The 18,229-nt window shown below is 70.8% G+C and carries 17 protein-coding genes; 15 read left to right on the forward strand and 2 right to left on the reverse strand.

What is annotated here, in order from left to right; translation table 11 throughout:
• The first annotated feature begins 2 nt into the window (after window positions 1–2).
• On the forward strand, window positions 3–2,684 hold the full coding sequence (locus AB0B33_RS04330) for a GNAT family N-acetyltransferase (RefSeq protein WP_360766702.1): 2,682 nt from the start codon (window positions 3–5) through the stop codon (window positions 2,682–2,684).
• Between the two features lie 650 nt (window positions 2,685–3,334).
• Window positions 3,335–4,438: a serine hydrolase domain-containing protein gene (locus tag AB0B33_RS04335; RefSeq protein ID WP_360767437.1), complete on the forward strand. Its 1,104-nt coding sequence runs from the start codon at window positions 3,335–3,337 to the stop codon at window positions 4,436–4,438.
• On the opposite strand, the gene AB0B33_RS04340 is transcribed toward AB0B33_RS04335, so the two are convergent.
• Both AB0B33_RS04340 and AB0B33_RS04345 read right to left on the reverse strand, forming a co-directional pair.
• Window positions 4,435–5,451 (reverse strand): acyl-CoA dehydrogenase family protein, encoded by a 1,017-nt coding sequence (locus AB0B33_RS04340; RefSeq protein ID WP_360766705.1) that lies wholly within the window; start codon window positions 5,449–5,451, stop codon window positions 4,435–4,437. The two genes, AB0B33_RS04335 and AB0B33_RS04340, sit on opposite strands and share 4 nt — an antisense overlap.
• Window positions 5,452–5,459: 8 nt before the next feature.
• Complete coding sequence (locus AB0B33_RS04345) at window positions 5,460–6,623, reverse strand: acyl-CoA dehydrogenase family protein (RefSeq protein ID WP_360766708.1); 1,164 nt, start codon at window positions 6,621–6,623, stop codon at window positions 5,460–5,462.
• Window positions 6,624–6,693: 70 nt separating this feature from the next.
• On the opposite strand from AB0B33_RS04345, the gene AB0B33_RS04350 reads away from it, so the two are divergent.
• The 13 genes from AB0B33_RS04350 to AB0B33_RS04410 all read left to right on the forward strand — a co-directional run bounded on the left by AB0B33_RS04350 (window position 6,694) and on the right by AB0B33_RS04410 (window position 18,208).
• On the forward strand, window positions 6,694–6,885 hold the full coding sequence (locus tag AB0B33_RS04350) for a ferredoxin (RefSeq protein WP_247012165.1): 192 nt from the start codon (window positions 6,694–6,696) through the stop codon (window positions 6,883–6,885).
• 84 nt (window positions 6,886–6,969) lie between these two features.
• The gene (locus AB0B33_RS04355; RefSeq protein ID WP_360766711.1) at window positions 6,970–7,827 is read left to right on the forward strand and encodes a 3-oxoacyl-ACP reductase; all 858 of its coding nucleotides are present in this window, start codon (window positions 6,970–6,972) and stop codon (window positions 7,825–7,827) included.
• Window positions 7,824–8,582: a glucose 1-dehydrogenase gene (locus AB0B33_RS04360; RefSeq protein ID WP_247012161.1), complete on the forward strand. Its 759-nt coding sequence runs from the start codon at window positions 7,824–7,826 to the stop codon at window positions 8,580–8,582. The genes AB0B33_RS04355 and AB0B33_RS04360 overlap by 4 nt, the downstream gene beginning before the upstream one ends.
• Window positions 8,583–8,662: 80 nt before the next feature.
• Window positions 8,663–9,451 (forward strand): ABC transporter permease, encoded by a 789-nt coding sequence (locus AB0B33_RS04365; protein WP_086674213.1) that lies wholly within the window; start codon window positions 8,663–8,665, stop codon window positions 9,449–9,451.
• Window positions 9,451–10,299, forward strand: a complete 849-nt coding sequence (locus AB0B33_RS04370) for an ABC transporter permease (protein ID WP_247012159.1) — start codon at window positions 9,451–9,453, stop codon at window positions 10,297–10,299. The genes AB0B33_RS04365 and AB0B33_RS04370 overlap by 1 nt, the downstream gene beginning before the upstream one ends.
• Complete coding sequence (locus tag AB0B33_RS04375; protein ID WP_360766716.1) at window positions 10,296–11,618, forward strand: MCE family protein; 1,323 nt, start codon at window positions 10,296–10,298, stop codon at window positions 11,616–11,618. Before AB0B33_RS04370 ends, AB0B33_RS04375 begins: the two co-directional genes overlap by 4 nt.
• Window positions 11,615–12,652: an MlaD family protein gene (locus AB0B33_RS04380; RefSeq protein WP_360766719.1), complete on the forward strand. Its 1,038-nt coding sequence runs from the start codon at window positions 11,615–11,617 to the stop codon at window positions 12,650–12,652. Before AB0B33_RS04375 ends, AB0B33_RS04380 begins: the two co-directional genes overlap by 4 nt.
• Window positions 12,649–13,680, forward strand: coding sequence for an MCE family protein (locus tag AB0B33_RS04385; protein WP_360766722.1), 1,032 nt, complete (start codon window positions 12,649–12,651; stop codon window positions 13,678–13,680). The genes AB0B33_RS04380 and AB0B33_RS04385 overlap by 4 nt, the downstream gene beginning before the upstream one ends.
• Window positions 13,677–14,870 carry an MCE family protein gene (locus AB0B33_RS04390; protein ID WP_247012151.1) on the forward strand — a complete coding sequence of 398 codons (1,194 nt, stop codon included), beginning with the start codon at window positions 13,677–13,679 and terminating at the stop codon, window positions 14,868–14,870. The genes AB0B33_RS04385 and AB0B33_RS04390 overlap by 4 nt, the downstream gene beginning before the upstream one ends.
• Entirely contained in the window at window positions 14,867–16,018 is a 1,152-nt protein-coding gene (locus AB0B33_RS04395; protein WP_360766725.1) for an MCE family protein, read from the forward strand. The genes AB0B33_RS04390 and AB0B33_RS04395 overlap by 4 nt, the downstream gene beginning before the upstream one ends.
• Entirely contained in the window at window positions 16,015–17,247 is a 1,233-nt protein-coding gene (locus AB0B33_RS04400; protein ID WP_360766728.1) for an MCE family protein, read from the forward strand. The genes AB0B33_RS04395 and AB0B33_RS04400 overlap by 4 nt, the downstream gene beginning before the upstream one ends.
• Entirely contained in the window at window positions 17,244–17,732 is a 489-nt protein-coding gene (locus tag AB0B33_RS04405) for a hypothetical protein (protein ID WP_360766731.1), read from the forward strand. Before AB0B33_RS04400 ends, AB0B33_RS04405 begins: the two co-directional genes overlap by 4 nt.
• Window positions 17,729–18,208: a hypothetical protein gene (locus AB0B33_RS04410; protein ID WP_360766734.1), complete on the forward strand. Its 480-nt coding sequence runs from the start codon at window positions 17,729–17,731 to the stop codon at window positions 18,206–18,208. Before AB0B33_RS04405 ends, AB0B33_RS04410 begins: the two co-directional genes overlap by 4 nt.
• Window positions 18,209–18,229 lie beyond the last annotated feature (21 nt).

The following is an 18,229-nucleotide window of genomic DNA, read 5'->3' on the forward strand; positions in this document are numbered from 1 at the left end:
TCATGGCCGGCCGGGACCCCTTCGACTACCCCCGCGACTGGGAAGCCGACGTCGTGCTGTCCGACGGCGGCACCGTCCACCTGCGCCCGATCGTGCCCACCGACGCCGACGGGCTGGTCGCCTTCCACGGCAAGCTGTCCGAGCGCACGCGGTACTTCCGCTACTTCGGCGCCTACCCGCGGATCCCGGAGAAGGACCTCAAGCGCTTCTCCACCGTCGACCACCACGACCGGGTCGCGTTCGCCGCGTTCCTGGGCGACGACATCGTCGCCGTCGGGCGGTACGAACGGCTCGACAGCGGGCCGTCGGCGGAGGTCGCCTTCGTCGTGAGCGACGCGCACCAGGGGCGCGGGCTCGGCTCGATCCTGCTCGAGCACCTCGCCGCGGCCGCGTCCGAATGCGGGCTGCGCCGGTTCGTCGCCGAGGTGCTCGCCGAGAACGCCGCCATGGTGCGCGTCTTCCGCGACGCCGGCTACCAGGTCAGCCGCGAGATCGAGGAAGGCGTGCTGCACCTGGAGTTCGACATCGACCCGACCGAGGAGTCGCTCGCGGTCGCGCGCTCGCGGGAGCAGGCGGCCGAGGCGCGCAGCGTGCACAACCTGCTGCACCCGTCGTCGGTCGCGGTGATCGGCGCGTCGGCCGAGCCGGGCAAGGTCGGCCACGTCGCCTTCGTGAACCTGCTGGCCGCCGCGTTCACCGGCACCGTCTACCCGGTCAACCCGGAGCACCGCGCGATCCGCGGGGTCCGCGCCTACCCGTCCGTGCTGGACATCCCGGACCCGGTCGACCTGGCCGTCGTCGCGGTGCCCGCCGAGGCCGTCGAGTCCGTTTTGGACGCTTGCCTGGCCAAGGGCGTGAAGACGCTGCTGATCCTGTCGAGCGGGTTCGCCGAGGCCGGGCCGCACGGCCTGCACGCCGAGCTGCGGCTGGTCGGCGAGGCACGCGCGCACGGCATGCGCGTGGTCGGCCCGAACGCGCTCGGTGTGCTCAACACGACGCCCGGCATCCGCTTGAACGCCACCCTCGCGCCGCGCCTGCCCGGCCGCGGGCGCACCGGCTTCTTCTGCCAGTCCGGCGCGCTGGGCACCGCGATCCTCGCCGACGCGGAGGCGCGCGGCCTCGGGCTGTCGACGTTCGTCTCGGCGGGCAACCGCGCCGACGTCTCGGGCAACGACCTGTTGCAGTACTGGGAAACCGACCCGGACACCGACCTCGTGCTGCTGTACCTCGAGTCCTTCGGCAACCCGCGCAAGTTCGCGCGGCTGGCCCGCCGGCTCGCGCGCACGAAGCCGATCGTCGCGGTGAAGTCGGGACGGCACGCGGTCCGCCCGCAGCTGGCGGCGACGTCCACGGAGATCGACGAGGCCAGCGTCCAGGCGCTGTTCGAGCAGGCCGGCGTGGTGCGGGTGGAGTCACTGGCGCAGCTGTTCGACACGGCGCTCGTGTTCGCCCACCAGCCGCTGCCCGCCGGCCCGCGGGTCGCCATTGTCGGCAACTCCAGCGCGATCGGGTTGCTGGCCGCGGACACCGCCCGGATGCAGGGCCTGAGGCTCGCCTCGGACCCGGTGGACGTCGGCCCGCAGGCGAGCCCGGAGGACTTCGCGAAGGCGGTCGGCGAAGCGCTGACGTCGCCGGAGACCGACGCGCTGGTCGTCGTGTTCGCGCCGCCGATCGCGATCCCCGGCACGGCGTACGCGCGCGCCCTGCGGGAAACCGTGGTCGAACTGGGGCAGCGCAAACCGATCGTCTCGACGTTCCTCGCCGCGGAAGGCGTGCCGGACGAGCTGGCCGTGTTCAGCGAAGACGGCGTGCCGACGCGCGGGTCGATCCCGTCCTATCCGAGCCCGGAGCGCGCGGTGAACGCCCTCGCGAGGGTCGTCCGCTACGCGGCGTGGCGGCAGCGCCCGCAGGGCACCCTCGTGCGGCCGCAGGGGATCCACACGGAACAGGCCCAGGGCCTGGTTCGCGAACTCCTGGACGCCGAAAGCGGAAAGACGACGCTGCTGTCCGACACCGACGTCGTCCGGCTGCTGGGCTGCTACGGCATCGACGTCGTGCCGTTCCGCATAGTGTCCACAGTGGACGAAGCCATCGCGGCGGCGGCCGAGCTGGGCTTCCCGGTGACGCTCAAAGCGGTCGACGAACGCCTGCGCGGCCGCCCCGACCTGGCCGGCGTCCGGCTCGACCTGGCCTCCGCGGACTCGGTGCGCACGGCGTACGAAACCCTGCGCGAAATCTCCGGCGACGACGACGTGTACGTCCAGCGGATGGCACCGAAGGGCCTGTCGTGCGTGATCGGCCTGCAGGACGACCCGTCGTTCGGCACGCTGGTCTCGTTCGGGCTGTCCGGCCTGGTCAGCACCCTGCTGGGCGACCGCGCCTACCGCGCGGTCCCCCTCACCGACGTGGACGCGGCAACGCTGCTGCGCGAGCCCCGAACGGCTCCGTTGTTGACCGGCTACCGCGGCGACGAGCCGGCCGACCTGGCGGCGCTGCAGGACATGGTGCTGCGCGTGGCAGCGCTGGCGGAGGACAACCCCGAGGTCCGCTCACTGGTACTGGACCCGATCCTGGCCTCCCCGGACGGTGCATTCGTCGCCAACGCCCGCCTGGTCCTGGGCTTACCCCCAACCCGCCCCGACACGGGCCCCCGCCGCCTGCGCGCGATCAACCCGCTGGACTGAGCATGCCCACGCCAGACCCCGCCCACAACCGGCCCCCACACTCGCCCGACCCGGCTGACCCGGCCACAACGCCCGACCCAGCCCGGGCGCCCGACCCGGCTCGCGCGCCCGACCCGGCCCGTGCGGCCGACCTGACCACGCCGCCCGACCCGGCTCGCGCGACTGACTCGGCCACGCCGACCGATCCCCTTCGACACCGGCCGCCGCGATCGACCGGCTCGGCTGACCCGGCCACCCGGGCCGATCCGGCTGGCTTGGCTGCACCGACCGAGCCGGCGGAGTGGGCTGACTCTGCCGGACCGGGTGGCCAGGCCGGGTCGCCTGGGCCGGCTGCGCCGGCCGATCCGGCCACCCGGCCCGCTCCGGCTGGCTCGGCTGCATCGGCCGATCCGGCGGAGTGGCCTGACTCCGCCGCACCGACCGGCCAGGTCACGCCGCCCGGCTCGGCCACGTCGCCCGGTCCGACTGCGCCGGATGGCCCGGCCACTCCGACTGTGCCGACTGGCCCCGCTGTGCCGACTGGCCCCGCTGCGCCGGGTGGCCCGGCTGGCCCGACCGAGCCGGCCGATTCCGCCGCGTCGGCTGGCACGACCACCACACCCGGCCCAAACCGTGCCCCCGCGACCGGCCCGACCACCCTCGCCGACCTCCTGACCCGGCACGCCGCAGACCTGCCCGGCGCCGTAGCCCTCATCGCCCACGGCGACCAGGTCGAAGCGGCAGCCATAGGCTCGGCCGACGCCAAGCACACCCTCCCCATGGCGCGCGACTCCCTCTTCCGCATCGCCTCCCTGACCAAACCGATCGTCGCCGCGGCACTACTCCTACTCGTCGACGAAGGCGAGCTCGCCCTCGAAGACCCCATCGCGCGCTGGCTCCCCGAACTGGCCTCCCCACTAGTGGTCCGCACCCCACAAGGCCCAGTCGACGACGTAGTCCCCGCCACCCGCCCGATCACCGTGGAAGACCTGCTCACCTTCCGCTGCGGCTACGGCCTGGCCGCCGACATGACGCTGCCCGCCGTCGACCTGCTCCTCCAGGTCCTCGGCCACCCGGCCGCTCCGCCGCGCGGGCTCACTCCCGACGAGTGGCTGGCCGCGCTCGCGCAAGTGCCGCTGCTGCACCAGCCCGGCGAGGCTTGGCTCTACGACACCGCCTCCGATCTCCAAGGCGTGCTGATCTCGCGAGTCACCGGCCGTCCGCTGCCGGAGTTCCTGGCGGAGCACCTGTTCGAGCCGCTCGGTATGGCCGATACCGGGTTCACCGTGCCGACCGCCGCGCTGGGCCGGCTGACCAGCGCTTATCGCCGGGGCGAGGACGGGCTGCGGCTGATCGACTCGCCCGAAGGCCGCTGGAGCACCCCGCCGTCGTTCCCCTCCGGGTCGGGCGGGCTCGTCTCGACCGTCGACGACCTGCTCGCCTTCGGCCGTTTCCTGCTGGCCGAAGGCACGGCCGGCCGGCGGCTCTCCCCGCACTCGGTCCGCGCGATGACGACCGACCACCTGACACGCGAGCAGCGCGAAGCCGGCCGGGCTTTCCTGCACGGTCAGGGCTGGGGCTACGGAGGTTCGGTCGACGTCGAGCCGACGCACCCCGGCGAGGTGGCCGGCCGCTACGGCTGGGTCGGCGGTGCCGGCACCGCCTGGCACATCGTCCCCTCGACCGGCACGGTCTCGGTGCTGCTCACCCAGGTCGAGCTGACCAGCCCCGAACCCACTCCGCTGATGCGCGAATTCTGGGCGTACGCCGTTTAGCCGGCCAGTGCGTCGCCCAGTGCCAGCAGCTGCGGAGTCGCCGAACCGAGCTCGAACTCCAGCCGCTTCGCCGCCGTGAAATAGCGGTGCACCACGTGGTCGACGTCGATGCCGACGCCGCCGTGGACGTGGACCGTCGTGTGGGCCACGCGATGACCGGCCTCCGCGGCCCAGAACTTCGCCGTCGCCACCGCTTCCGTCGCGGGGAGGTCCGAAGCCAGCCGCCACGCGGCCTGCAGGGTCGTCAGGCGGACCGCTTCGACGTCGACGTACGCGTCCGCGAGCCGCTGGCGGACCGCCTGAAAACGGCCGATGACGTGGTCGAACTGCTTGCGCTCGCCCGCGTACGCCGCCGTCAGCTCCAAGGCCCGCTCGACGACGCCGAGCTGCTGCGCGCACACGCCGGCCGTCCCGCGCAGGCGCAGCCACTCGGCGATGGCGCCCAGCGAAGTTCCCTGGACGTCGGACAGCTCCAGCAGGCACGCGTCCGCGTGGTCGGTCGTGCGCTGCGGCCGCACCGACACCCCGGCCGCGGCCGCGTCGACCAGGAAGACCTCGTCCGCGGCGGCGACCAGGAACCCGTGGGCGAACGCGCCGAATGCCACGGCCGGGCGCGAACCGGACAACCGCCCACCGACGGCGGTGAAGCCGGACAGCGCCACGGCCAGCACGCGCTCGCCGCGCAGCACCGGCAGCACCCAGCGGTCCACCAGCTCGGGCGTGCCGAACTCGGCCAGCGCCGACGCCGCCATCGTGATCGAGGGCAGGTAGGGGACCGCCGCCACCGCGCGGCCGATTTCGGTGAGCACCGCGCACTGTTCGAGCAGGCCGAACCCCCCGCCGCCGAGCGACGACGGCAGGGCCGCGTCGAGCACGCCCGCCTGTCCCAATGCCGTCCACAGTGGAGCGTCGAAGCCGCCGGTGCCGTGCGGGTCGTGGGTGGTCTCGCCGGCGAGGATCCGCCGGCTCAGCGCGGCGAGGTCGGCTGACGCCTCGGAAGGGGTGAAGTCCATGGACGCTCCTAGCGCGTGACGGGCAGGCCGAGTGCGGTGGCGGCGATCATGTCCCGCTGGATTTCGTTGGTGCCGCCGCCGAAGGTGAGGATGAGCGCCGAGCGGTGCAGCCGTTCGATCCGGCCGGCCAGCAGCGCGCCCGGCGAGCCTTCGCGGACGACGGCGGCCGCGCCGAGCACCTCCATCAGCAGCCGGTAGGCCTCGATCGCGAACTCCGTGCCGTACACCTTCGTCGCCGACGCCTCCGCCGGGCCGAGCTCGCTCGCCGCGGCCGCCCAGGCGATCCGCCAGTTCCGCAGCTTCAGGTACTCCGCGCCGGCGTGCACCCGCGCGAGGTGCAGCCGCACCCATTCCTGCTCGATCGCGCCGGTTTCCTTCGCCCACGCCAGGACGTCGGCCAGCGCCTTGCGCACCGGCGCCGCCGACGTCAGCGCGACGCGCTCGTGGTTGAGCTGGTTGGTGATCAGCGGCCAACCCGCGTTCTCCTCGGCGACGCGCGCGGACACCGGCACGCGCACCTCGTCGTAGTACGTCGCGCTCGTGCCCGCGCCCGCGACCGTGTGCACCTTGGTCCACGAAAACCCGGGAGCGGACGTCGGCACGATCAGCATCGACAGCCCGCGGTGCTTCTTCGCCGACGGATCGGTCCGCACCGCGAGCCAGACGTAGTCGGCGTATTCGATCAGGCTCGTCCACATCTTCTGGCCGGTGACGACGTACTCGTCGCCGTCGCGGACCGCGCGCGTCTTCAGCGAGGCCAGGTCCGTGCCGGCTTCGGGCTCGGAGTAGCCGATCGAGAAGTGCAGCTCGCCGGCGGCGATCTTCGGCAGGTAGAACGCCTTCTGCTCCTCGGTGCCGTAGCGCATGATGGTCGGCCCGACGGTGTTCACCGTCAGGAAGGGGACCGGCACCCCGGCGACGGCGGCTTCGTCGGTGAAGATCAGCTGGTCGAGCATCGGCCGGCCCTGCCCGCCGTACTCCTTCGGCCAGCCCAGCGCGAGCCAGCCGTCCTTGCCCAGCTGCCGGACGATTTCCTTGTAGGCGGCGCCGTCGCCGTACTCGCCGCCGCCCGAGCGGAGGCCGTCACGGCGTTCGGGCGTCATCAGTTCGGCGAAGTACTCCCGAAGTTCGGCGGCCAGCTCGCGCTGCTCCGGCGTGTAGTCGATCCGCACCCGTCACCCCGATCCGGCGTTACAATAGAACCTGTTCTAGTTGTACCAGGGCTCGCGTGGTGGAGGAAGTATGGAGATCGGTGTCGACAGGCTGGCTTGCGAAGCGAACGCGGTGTGCGTCGGCTTCGCCCCGGACGTCTTCGACCTCGACGACGACGAGAACCTGGTGGTCCGGCCGGGCCCGGTCCCGGCCGATCAGGTAGAACGTGTTTCTGATGCGGTCAAGGGCTGCCCGAAGAACGCCCTGTTCATCGTCGGTTAGCGCCGTTCACTGAAAGGCTTGCCCAAACCGAGAACAGATTCTAGTCTAGGCCCGACATCTGGGACTCGACGAGGAGGCCTCGCGGTGAGCCTGACCGGCAGGATTGCGATCGTCACGGGCGCCGCCGCGGGCCTGGGCCGGGCCGAAGCGCTCGCGCTGGCCGCCCGCGGCGCCACGGTCGTCGTCAACGACATCGGCGAGCCGAAGGACGTCGTCGCGGAGATCGAAGCGGCGGGCGGCACCGCCGTCGCGGTCGCCGGCGACGTGGGGGAGCGGGCCACGGCCGACGCGCTCACGCAGGCCGCGCTCGACCTCGGCGGGCTCGACGTCGTGGTCAACAACGCCGGCGTGCTGCGCGACAAGATGCTGTTCTCGATGTCCGACGACGACTGGGACACCGTGCTGCGCGTGCACCTGCGCGGGCACTTCCTGTTGTCCCGTAACGCCGCCGAGCACTGGCGCGAGAAGTCCAAAGCGGACGGCAAGCCCGTCTACGGGCGGCTGGTCAACACGGCGTCCGAGGCGTTCCTCATCGGCTCGCCCGGCCAGCCCAACTACGCCGCGGCGAAGGCGGGCATCACCGCGCTCACCATGTCGGCGGCCCGCGGCCTCGCCAAGTACGGCGTCCGCGCCAACGCGATCTGCCCGCGCGCGCGGACGGCGATGACCGAGGGCGTGTTCGGCGCCGCCCCTGCCGAAGGCGCCGATCCGCTCTCGGTCGAGCACGTCGCCCCCTTCGTCGCCTACCTCGCCTCGCCGGCCGCCGAGCACGTCAACGGCCAGGTGTTCGTCGTCCACGGCGGCACCGTCTCGCTGGTCGAAGCGCCGCGGATCGAGCGGCGCTGGGGCCTCGACGAGCTGGAAACCTCGGTCAGCGCGTTCTTCGCCGAACGCGATCCCGGCCGGATGTTCGCCGCCACCGAAATCCTGGAGGAGTCGTGAGGCTGGACGGGAAGATCGCCATCGTCACCGGGGCCGCGCGCGGCCAAGGCGAGGCCGCGGCCCGCGCGTTCGTCGCCGAAGGCGCGAAGGTGCTCGTCGCCGACATCCTGGACGACGAGGGCAAGCAGCTCGCCGCCGAACTCGGCGAGCAGGCCGTCTACCAGCACCTCGACGTCGGCAGCGAGGACGACTGGGCCACCGCCGTCGAGCGCGTGGGCACCGAGTTCGGCGCCCCGGACGTGCTGGTCAACAACGCCGGCATCCTGCACTTCTCCGAGCTGGGCAAGACGACGCTGGCCGATTACGAACGCGTGATCCGGGTGAACCAGATCGGGGCGTTTCTCGGGATGCGCTCGGTCGTTGAACCGATGACCGCCGCCGGCGGTGGCTCCATCGTCAACGTGTCCTCTGTGGAGGGTCTGGCCGGGATGCCGTACCTGATCGCCTACACCGCGAGCAAGTTCGCGATCCGCGGGATGACCAAGGTCGCGGCGATGGAACTCGGCAAGAAGCACATCCGCGTCAATTCCGTGCACCCCGGCGCGATCGATACCCAGATGGTTTCGACCGCGGCCGGCGGCCAGAAAGTCGACATGTCCTACGTCGGCAAGAAGGTCGCGCTCGGCCGCGTCGGGCAGCCCGAAGACATCGCGAAGCTGGTGTTGTTCCTGGCCAGCGACGAGAGCGCGTACTGCACCGGGGCGGAGTTCGTCGCGGACGGGGGAGCCACGGCGTCGCACGCGCTCAACTTCTAGGCAGTGAACACCGCTAACGAAAATCGGGCGCCGGGTATGGAGAACACTCGGAGGTCAGCGACGACCTACTGGGAGGTGTGGTGAGCGAGAGCACGGGAACGCTCCCGGGAACCGCGGCCCTGACCCAGGTCGGCCGCCTGGCGACGCTCTCGTGGGAGGTCCTGCGCGCGATCTTCAAGCGCCCCTTCCAGGCCCGCGAGTGGATCCAGCAGTGCTGGTTCTTCGCCAGCGTCACGATCCTGCCCACGGCACTGGTGGCCATCCCGTTCGGCGCGGTGATCGCGCTGCAGCTCGGCTCGCTGACCGCGCAGATCGGCGCCCAGTCGTTCACCGGCGCGGCCAGCGCGCTGGCCATCGTGCAGCAGGCCAGCCCGCTGATCACGGCGTTGCTCGTCGCGGGCGCCGGCGGCAGCGCGGTCTGCGCGGACATCGGCGCGCGCAAGATCCGCGAAGAGATCGACGCCATGGAAGTGCTGGGCGTCAACCCGATCCAGCGCCTCATCGTGCCCCGGGTGCTGGCCGCGATGGTCGTTTCGGTGCTCCTCAACGGCTTGGTCAGCGTGGTCGGGGTGCTCGGCGGCTACTTCTTCAACGTCGTCCTCCAAGGCGGCACGCCCGGCGCGTACCTGGCCAGCTTCAACGCCCTCGCCCAGGTGCCCGACCTCTGGGTCAGCGAGATCAAGGCGCTGCTCTACGGCTTCGTCGCCGGCGTCGTGGCGGCGTTCCGCGGGCTGAACCCGCCGCCCGGGCCGAAGGGCGTCGGCGACGCGGTCAACCAGGCCGTCGTCATCACGTTCCTGCTGCTGTTCCTCATCAACGTCGTGCTCACCGCGATCTACCTGCGGATCGTCCCGCCGAAGGCCATGTGATGACGGCGGAACCGATCGACCACGAGCGGACGCTCGAGTACATCGCGCGCCCGGGCCAGAGCCTGGAAGGTCTCGGCAAGCAGCTCGCGTTCGCCGCGAAAGCGCTCGCCTGGTCCCCGCGCACGATCCGCCGCTACGGCCGGGAAACGCTGCGGCTGCTCACCGAGGTCTGCTTCGGCACCGGCGGCCTCGCCGTCATCGGCGGCACCCTCGGCGTGATGATCGGGATGACGCTGTTCACCGGTCTCATCGTCGGCCTGCAGGGCTATTCCGCGCTGAACCAGCTCGGCACGGCCGCGCTCACCGGGTTCATCTCCGCCTACTTCAACACCCGCGAGGTCGCGCCGCTGTCGGCCGGGCTCGCGCTGTCGGCCACCGTCGGCTGCGGCTTCACCGCCCAGCTCGGCGCGATGCGGATCTCCGAGGAGATCGACGCGCTCGAGGTCATGGGCGTGCCGAGCATGCCGTACCTGGTGACCACCCGCGTGCTCGCCGGCGTCGCCGCGGTGATCCCGCTGTACGCGGTCGGCCTGCTGTCGAGCTACCTCGCGTCCCGCCAGATCACCATCTGGCTCTACGGCCAGTCCGCGGGCACCTACGACCACTACTTCACGCTGTTCTTGCCACCCGGCGACGTCCTCTGGTCGTTCGGGAAGGTGATCGTCTTCAGCGTGCTCGTGATCCTGTCCCACTGTTACTACGGCTTCAACGCCGGCGGCGGCCCGGCCGGTGTCGGTGTCGCGGTCGGCCGCGCGGTGCGGACGTCGATCGTGCTGATCTCGGTGCTGGACTTCTTCCTGTCCCTCGCGATCTGGGGCGCGAACACGACGGTGAGGATCTCCGGATGACGCGCGAGCTCTGGCAGCGGCTCCGGTACCAGGTGCTGGGGCTCGCCTTCCTGCTCGTGGCCGCGTTGTTCATCACGGGCACGCTCGCCGTGTACAACAAGGCCTTCACTCCGGTGACGCTCGTGAAGCTGGAGACCGACCGCGTCGGCAGCCAGCTGCGCACCGGCGGCGACGTCAAGGTCCGCGGCATGATCGTCGGCGAAGTCCGGTCGGTGCTGGCGAAGGGCGACCACGCCGAGCTGGAACTGGCCCTCGACCCGGACAAGACGCACGTCATCCCCAAGAACGTCGCCGCGCGGCTGCTGCCGAAGACGCTGTTCGGCGAGCGGTACGTCGCCCTGCAGCTGCCCGAGGCTCCGCAAGGCCCGATCGAGGCCGGCGACGTCATCCCGCAGGACCGCAGCAGCGCGGCGATCGAGCTGCAGAAGGTCCTCGACGACGTGCTGCCGCTGCTGCAGGCGGTCCAGCCCGAGAAGCTGTCGAGCACGCTGACAGCGGTGTCGACCGCGCTCGAAGGCCGCGGCAAGCAGCTCGGCCGGACCCTCGTGCAGCTGAGCGACTACCTCGGCAAGCTGAACCCGTCGCTGCCGGACGTCAAGGCCGACATCACCGGGCTCGCCAACGTCGCGCAGACCTACGACAAGGCGGCGCCGGACCTGCTGCAGGCCCTGTCCGATCTGACGACGACGAGCCGGACGATCGTCGACCAGCGCGCGCAGCTGAGCGACCTCTACGCCACCGTCACCGCGGCTTCGGTGGACCTGACGAACTTCCTGCAGGTCAACAAGGACAACCTGATCCGGCTCACCACGGCGATCCAGCCCACGCTCGACGTCCTCGCGAAGTACGCGCCGGAGTACCCGTGCCTGATGCGGCAGCTCGCCGAGTCCGTGCCGCGCGCGGAGCTGGCGTTCGGCAAGGGCACCGCGCACCCCGAGGTCAGCCGGGTCACCATCGAGTTCGCCGCCAGCCGCGGCAAGTACCTCCCCGGCGTCGACGAGCCGAAGTACGAGGACAAGCGCGGCCCGCGCTGCTACCCGCAGGTCCCGAAGCCGGGCGTCTGGCCGCAGTACCCGCCGGACGGCGCGATCAAGGACGGCTCCAGCAAGCCCGCCCCGCCGAAGAACCCGCCCGAGGAGCTGCCCGCCGGCGGGGGCGCCCTCGGCGGTTCCGGCACGATCGTCGGGTCGAGCTACGAACGCGACCTGATCGACCTGCTCGCCTCGCCCGCGCTCGGCACCGCGCCGGGTGACGTGCCCGGCTGGGCGGGCCTGCTCGTCGGGCCGCTCTACCGCGGGGCGGAGGTGGAGCTGAAGTGAGGACCTTCGTGCCGTCCTTGGTCAAGCTCGCGGTGTTCGCCGTCGTCACCGTGCTGCTCACCGGGATCCTCGCGGCCACCATCGCGAACACTAACTTCGGCGAGACCTCGGGCTACCTGGCGAAGTTCACCGACGCGTCCGGGCTCAAGGAAGGCGACGACGTCCGCATCGCCGGGGTCAAGGTCGGCCAGGTCGACGCGATCGGCGTCGTCGAGGGCGACCGGAACTTCGCCGAGGTCCGGTTCGACGTCGAGCACGCCTACCGGCTGCCGGAGACGGTGACCGCGACGATCAAGTACCGCAACCTCGTCGGCCAGCGCTACCTCGCGCTCGGCACCGACGTCCCGGGGCAGCGCGCGCTGGAGGACGGCGGCACGATCCCGCCCGAGCGCACCAAACCCGCACTCAACCTGACCGTGCTGTTCAACGGCTTCAAGCCGCTGTTCAAGGCGTTGAGCCCGAAGGACGTCAACCAGCTCTCGGCCGAGATCATCAGCGTCTTCCAGGGCGAAGGCGGCACGATCACCAGCCTGCTGCAGCACACCGCGTCCCTGACGACGGCGATCGCGAGCAAGGACCAGGTGATCGGCCAGGTCATCGCGAACCTCAACACCGTGCTCGGCACGGTCAACGCCCACGGCCCGCAGCTCGGCGACCTCATCGAGCAGACGCAGAAGCTGGTCAGCGGGCTGGCCGAGCAGCGCAAGCCGATCGGCGACGCGGTCAGCGCGCTCGGCGACCTCGCCGTGTCCACGACCGGCCTGCTCGCCGACGCGCGCCCGGCGCTCAAGGACGACGTCGCCCGGCTCGGCGTGCTGTCGCAGAACCTCGGCGACTCCGGCGTGCTGCTCAACCACCTCCTCGAGGTGCTGCCGGGCAACCTGCAGAAGTTCACCCGGACGTTGAGCTACGGCAGCTGGTTCAACTACTACCTGTGCGGGATCACCGGCACCATCGGCATTTCCTCGCTCGACATCACCCTGCCGATCGTCCCCATTCCCGGTACGCAGCGCGCGGAGAGGTGTGGTCCGTGAAGCGGCTGAAGGATCGCAACCAGGCGGGGGTCGGCGCGGTCGCGCTCGTGCTGATCGTGCTCGTCACGGCCACGACGTACTTTTCCGACCAGCTCCCGTTCTTCGGCAACGGCACGACGTACTCGGCGTACTTCGGCGAGTCCGCCGGGCTGGCGCCGGACAACGAGGTCGAGGTCGCCGGCGTCAAGGTCGGCACGGTGTCGTCGGTGAAGCTGGCCGGCAAGCAGGTGCTCGTCCGCTTCCGCGTGAAGGACGTCCGGGTCGGCGACGCGACCACGGCGTCCATCGAGATCAAGACGCTGCTGGGGGAGAAGTACCTCGCGCTCGACCCGAAGGGCGGCGGCACGCAGGAGCCGGCCGCGACGATCCCGCAGGCCCGCACGCGCACGCCGTTCCAGCTGCAGGACGCGTTCGAGCAGCTGTCGACGACGGTCGGCGACATCGACACGAAGCAGCTCGCGGACAGCTTCAACGCCCTGTCCGACAGCCTCAAGGACAGCCCGCAGTACCTGAAGGACACGCTGACCGGGCTGTCGTCGCTGGCTCGCACCGTTTCGTCCCGCGACGCCGACCTGCACACGCTGCTGGCCAACACGAGCCAGGTGTCGAAGACGCTGTCCGACCGCAACGCCCAGCTGCAGCGCGTGATCAGCGACGGCAACCTGCTGCTCGGCGAGCTGCAGAACCGCAAGAAGGCGATCAACGCGCTGCTCACCGGCACCCAGCAGCTGTCGCAGCAGCTTTCCGGGCTCGTCGCGGACAACCGCGCGCAGCTGAAGCCGACGCTGGACAAGCTCGGGAAGGTGACCGACATCCTGCAGCGCAACCAGGGCAACCTCGACAAGAGCCTCCAGCTGATGGCGCCCTTCGCCCGCGTCGGCGCCAACGCCACCGGCAACGGCCGCTGGTTCGAGGGCTACCTGTGCGGCCTGCTGCCGCCGACGATCAACGCCGGCGTGATCACCATCAACCCCGAAGGCTGCACCCCGCCGATCGCGGCGCCGAACCAGGGGGTGGGCGGCCGATGACCATCCGCACCTACCGCGGCCGCAGCCTGGTGACGTGGCTGGCGTTCGCCTGCGTGCTCGCGCTGATCGTCACCGCGGGACTGTGGCTGGTGTTCCGCGCGTCCACCGGAACCGTGGTCTCCGCGTACTTCGGCAAGACGGTCGGGCTCTACGCGGGCTCGTCGGTGCGCGTGCTCGGCGTGCCGGTCGGGCAGGTCACCGACGTGACGCCGCAGGGCGACGCCGTGCGCGTGGACATGCGCGTCGACGACGTCTCCCTGCCGGCCGGCGTGGGCGCGGTGGTCGTCGCGCCGAGCCTGGTCAGCGACCGGTACGTCCAGCTGACCCCGGCCTACGACAGCGGCCCGGTCCTGGCTTCCGGCACGGTCCTCCCGCGCGACCGGACGGCGACGCCGGTCGAGCTGGACGACCTGTATTCGAGCCTGGACAAGCTGTCGACGGCGCTGGGCCCGAACGGCGCCAACAAGGACGGCGCGCTGTCCGGGGTCCTGGACACCGCCGCGAACACGTTGAAGGGCAACGGCGCTTCGCTGAATTCGACGGTCGGGCAGCTGGCCGAACTGGCGAAAACCCTGGACGGCTCGAAGGACGACCTGTTCTCGACCGTGCAGAACCTCAACTCCTTCACCGGCGCGCTGGCCCAGAGCGACCAGCAGCTCAACGAGTTCTACGGCCGCGTCGCCGACGTCAGCCGGTTCCTCGCGGCGGATTCCTCCGAAGTCGGCGCGGCTTTGCAGTCCCTCGGCGGGGCGCTCGGCGACGTCCAGACGTTCGTCAACGACAACAAGGGCGCGCTGGAGTCCAATGTGGACAAGCTGGCGTCGCTGTCGAAGGTCCTGGTCGACCAGCGGGCCGCGCTCGCCGAGGTGCTCGACATCGCCCCGACCGGCGCGACCAACTTCATCAACTCCTACGACGCCGCGTCCGGCACGATCGCCGTGCGCGACAACCTCAACGAGCTGACCAACCCGCCGATCCTCACCGTCTGCCGGCTGATCAGCTCGTTCACGCCGAAGCAGCTCCCGGACGCGCTCGGGAACATCTGCAAGCAGCTGGCGCCGGTGCTGGACGGGGCGCTCAAGCTGCCGACCATCCCGCAGGTGCTCAACTCCCTGCAGAACGGGACGCTACCGCCGTTGCCGCTCCCGCTGGTCGACGTCATGGAGCAGCTTTCGGGCGGTGCGAAGTGAAGCGGCTCGCGGGAGTGCTCGCCGGGGTGCTCGTGCTGGCGGCCTGCAGCGACGGCGGCTTCAACGGCCTCTACGGCACGCCGCTACCCGGCGGCGCCGACGTCGGCGACCACCCGTACCACGTGAGCGCGCTGTTCACCGACGTCCTGGACCTGGTGCCGCAGTCGAGCGTGAAGGTGAACGACGTCGCCGTCGGGCGGGTCGACAAGATCAGCCTGACCCCGGACACGCGCTCGGCGCTGGTCGCGATGACGGTCAACGGCGACATCGCGCTGCCCGCCAACGCCCGTGCCGAGCTGAAGCAGTCTTCGCTGCTGGGGGAGAAGTTCGTCGAGCTGAGCGTACCCACGGCCGAACCGGCGTCGGGGCGCCTGGGTGACGGCGCGCGGATCCCGCTCGGGCGCACCAACCGCAACCCCGAGGTCGAGGAGGTGCTCGGCGCGCTTTCCCTGCTGCTCAACGGCGGCGGCGTCGAGCAGATCCAGAAGATCAGCCACGAGCTGAACGACGCGCTGTCGGGCAACGAGCCGGAGATCCGCGCGCTGCTGTCGCGGGTGGACGAACTGGCCACGCAGCTCGACGGGCACCGCACGGAGATCCTCCGCGCGATCGACGGCCTCGGGAAGCTGTCGCACACCTTGGCCGGGCAGACGGAGAACCTGTCGAACGCGCTTGACAACCTGGCGCCGGGCCTGAAGATCGTCACCGACCAGCGCGACCAGCTCGTGGGGATGCTGAACGCGCTCAACGCGTTGTCCGGGGTCGCGGTCGACACCGTGACGAAGAGCCGCGACCAGCTCGTCGCGAACCTCAAGGCGTTGCAGCCGACGTTGACCAAGCTCGGCGAGGCGGGGTCGAACCTGCCGAACGCGTTGCAGATCCTGCTGACGTACCCGTTCCCGGACTACGCGGGCAACGTGATCAAGGGCGACTACGCGAACGTCGAGGCCAACGTCAACCTCGACCTCGACACGCTGATCCAGAACTTCACGAACTCGTCGCAGCCACCGATCGCGCTGCCGCCGGGCATCGGCGGTCAGGCGCCGGTCGCGCCACCGCTGCCGCTGCCCGACTCGGGTTCGGGCCCCCAAGCCGCCGGGCCCAACCTGCTGGGCGGCCTGCTCGGGCTGATCGGGGGTGGCCGGTGACCACCCGCAAGATCCGCGTCCAGCTGTTCGCGTTCGTCGTCATCGCGGTGGTTTCGGTCGTCTACGCGGGCGGCCGGTACGCCGGGCTGGACCGGCTGTTCGGCAACCGCGGCTACGTCGTCACGGCGCAGCTCACCGACTCCGGCGGCATCTTCGTCAACTCCGAGGTCGCCTACCGCGGCGTGACGGTCGGGCGCGTGACCGGCATGACGCTCACCGAGCACGGCGTCGACGTGGCGCTCGACATCGACGCCGGCGCCCCGGAAATCCCGGCCGACGCGCACGCCCAGGTGGCGAACCGCTCGGCGGTGGGGGAGCAGTTCGTGGACCTCCTCCCGCAGCACGACGGCGGCCCGTTCCTGAAGGACGGTTCGGTGATCACGCCGGACAAGACGTCGCTGCCGCCGTCGCCGGACACCGTGCTCTCGCACCTGGACGACCTCGTGGCGAGCGTGCACCCGGACTCGCTGCGCACGGTCGTCGACGAGACGTACAACGCGTTCGCCGGCGCCGGGCCGGAACTGCAGCAGCTGCTGGACAGCACGGGTTCGCTGACCGCCGTCGCCACCCAGTACGTCCCGCAGACGCAGGGGCTGTTCGCGAACTCGCGGGTCGTGCTGGACACGCAGGAGCGGCAGGCGGCGAACATCACCGACTTCGCTTCGGGGCTGCGCACGATTTCCGGTCAGCTCAAGAAGTCCGACCCGGACCTGCGGCGGGTGATCGCGGAGGCACCGAGGCTGAGCCGGCAGATCAGCGACGTGCTCGCGGCGTCCGGCACCGATCTGGGCGTGCTGTTCGCGAACCTGCTGACGACCGCGCAGATCACGACGTCCCGCAAGGACTCGATCGAGGAACTGCTGGTGGCGTACCCGATCATCGGGGCGTTCTCGCCGTCGACGTCCCCCGACGGCACCGGTCACCTGGGCGTGGTGTTCAACTTCTTCGATCCGGCTTCGTGCACGAAGGGGTACGAGGGAACGAAACAGCGTCCGGCGAACGATGAGTCCGAAGCCCCCGTGAACATGAACGCCTACTGCGCGGAGCCACCCGGGAGCCCGACCGGGGTCCGCGGCTCCCAAAACGCCCCCTACGCCGGCAAACCACCCGCGATTCCCGCGGCGCCTTCGCAGACCGCCGCTTCGGCTCCGCAGCCGCTGCCGGGCATGCTGAGCCTGCTGACGGGCCCGTCTTCAGGCGGCCTTGGCCGCTTACTGGGCGCGCCGTGAAACTCCGTCTCCTGATCGTCCTCGCGGTCTTTTCGTTATTGGCGGCGGGTTTTACGGGCTGGTCGTGGTGGCGAGCGGCGTCCGACGACGCATCGGCCCGCGGCCGCGAGCGCGACGCGGTACTGGCCGCGGCCGGCCCCCAGCTGGTCACCCTGAACACGATCGACTACCACTCGGCGGCGGCGGACGTCGACCGCTGGATTTCGTCGGCGACGGGCCAGTACGGGAAGGACCTCTCCGGGGATCGGCAGCTGCAAATCGACCGGGCTACCTCTGCGCGTACGGTTTCGACGGCTTCTCTGGTCCAGGCAGCGGTGACGGAGATCGACGTCGCCGCGGGTTCGGCCCGGCTCTTGGCGGTGCTGGACGTCCGGGTGTCGACCGCGGGCGCCGCGGTGACCCCACGTCTGAACCGGCTCACGGTGGACGTCTCGCGGTCAGCGTCCGGCTGGAAGATCGCCGGTGTTCAGGCGGCGGGCTCGTGATCCGGGTGCTGACGGCGATCGTCGTGGTCGCTTTGGGCTGTGCGGTGTGGTTCGGCGTGGAGGCGGCTTCTCTTTCTCCCGGCTCGAACCAGGCCCTGGTGGATTCGGCTGCGACGGCTTCGGTTTCGGCCGAGGTGAGTGATGCGGTGAAGTCGGTTTTTTCCTACGACTACGCGAATCTGGCCCGAACCGAGCGGGCGGCCGCCGAGGTCCTGACCGGCGACGCGGTGGGTCAGTACCAGGCGCAGTTCACTTCGGCACGGACCCGGGCGGCGGCCGAGAAGCTCGTCCGGACCACTACTGTTCGGGCTGTCGGGGTTCGGTCTCTGGTTGGCGATGACGCGTCGTTGTTGTTGTTCCTGGACCAGCAGACGGTGGGTTCGGGTGGGGTGCTTTCGTCTTCTGTCGCTCAGCTGGCGGTTACGGCTCGTCGGGTTGATGGTCGCTGGAAGATTTCTTCTCTTACTGCTCTCTAGGCTTTACTGATGCGGCTTCGC

The organism is Amycolatopsis sp. NPDC049159 (assembly GCF_040648295.1).
Lineage (GTDB): Bacteria > Actinomycetota > Actinomycetes > Mycobacteriales > Pseudonocardiaceae > Amycolatopsis > Amycolatopsis pretoriensis_A.

Excerpts from the sequence above, each read along its gene's own strand:
- AB0B33_RS04330 (WP_360766702.1), top strand. The coding sequence starts at position 3 with ATGGCCGGCCGGGACCCCTTCGACTACCCCCGCGACTGGGAAGCCGAC.
- AB0B33_RS04340 (WP_360766705.1), bottom strand. The coding sequence starts at position 5,451 with ATGGACTTCACCCCTTCCGAGGCGTCAGCCGACCTCGCCGCGCTGAGC.
- AB0B33_RS04350 (WP_247012165.1), top strand. The coding sequence starts at position 6,694 with ATGGAGATCGGTGTCGACAGGCTGGCTTGCGAAGCGAACGCGGTGTGC.
- AB0B33_RS04370 (WP_247012159.1), top strand. The coding sequence starts at position 9,451 with ATGACGGCGGAACCGATCGACCACGAGCGGACGCTCGAGTACATCGCG.
- AB0B33_RS04375 (WP_360766716.1), top strand. The coding sequence starts at position 10,296 with ATGACGCGCGAGCTCTGGCAGCGGCTCCGGTACCAGGTGCTGGGGCTC.
- AB0B33_RS04390 (WP_247012151.1), top strand. The coding sequence starts at position 13,677 with ATGACCATCCGCACCTACCGCGGCCGCAGCCTGGTGACGTGGCTGGCG.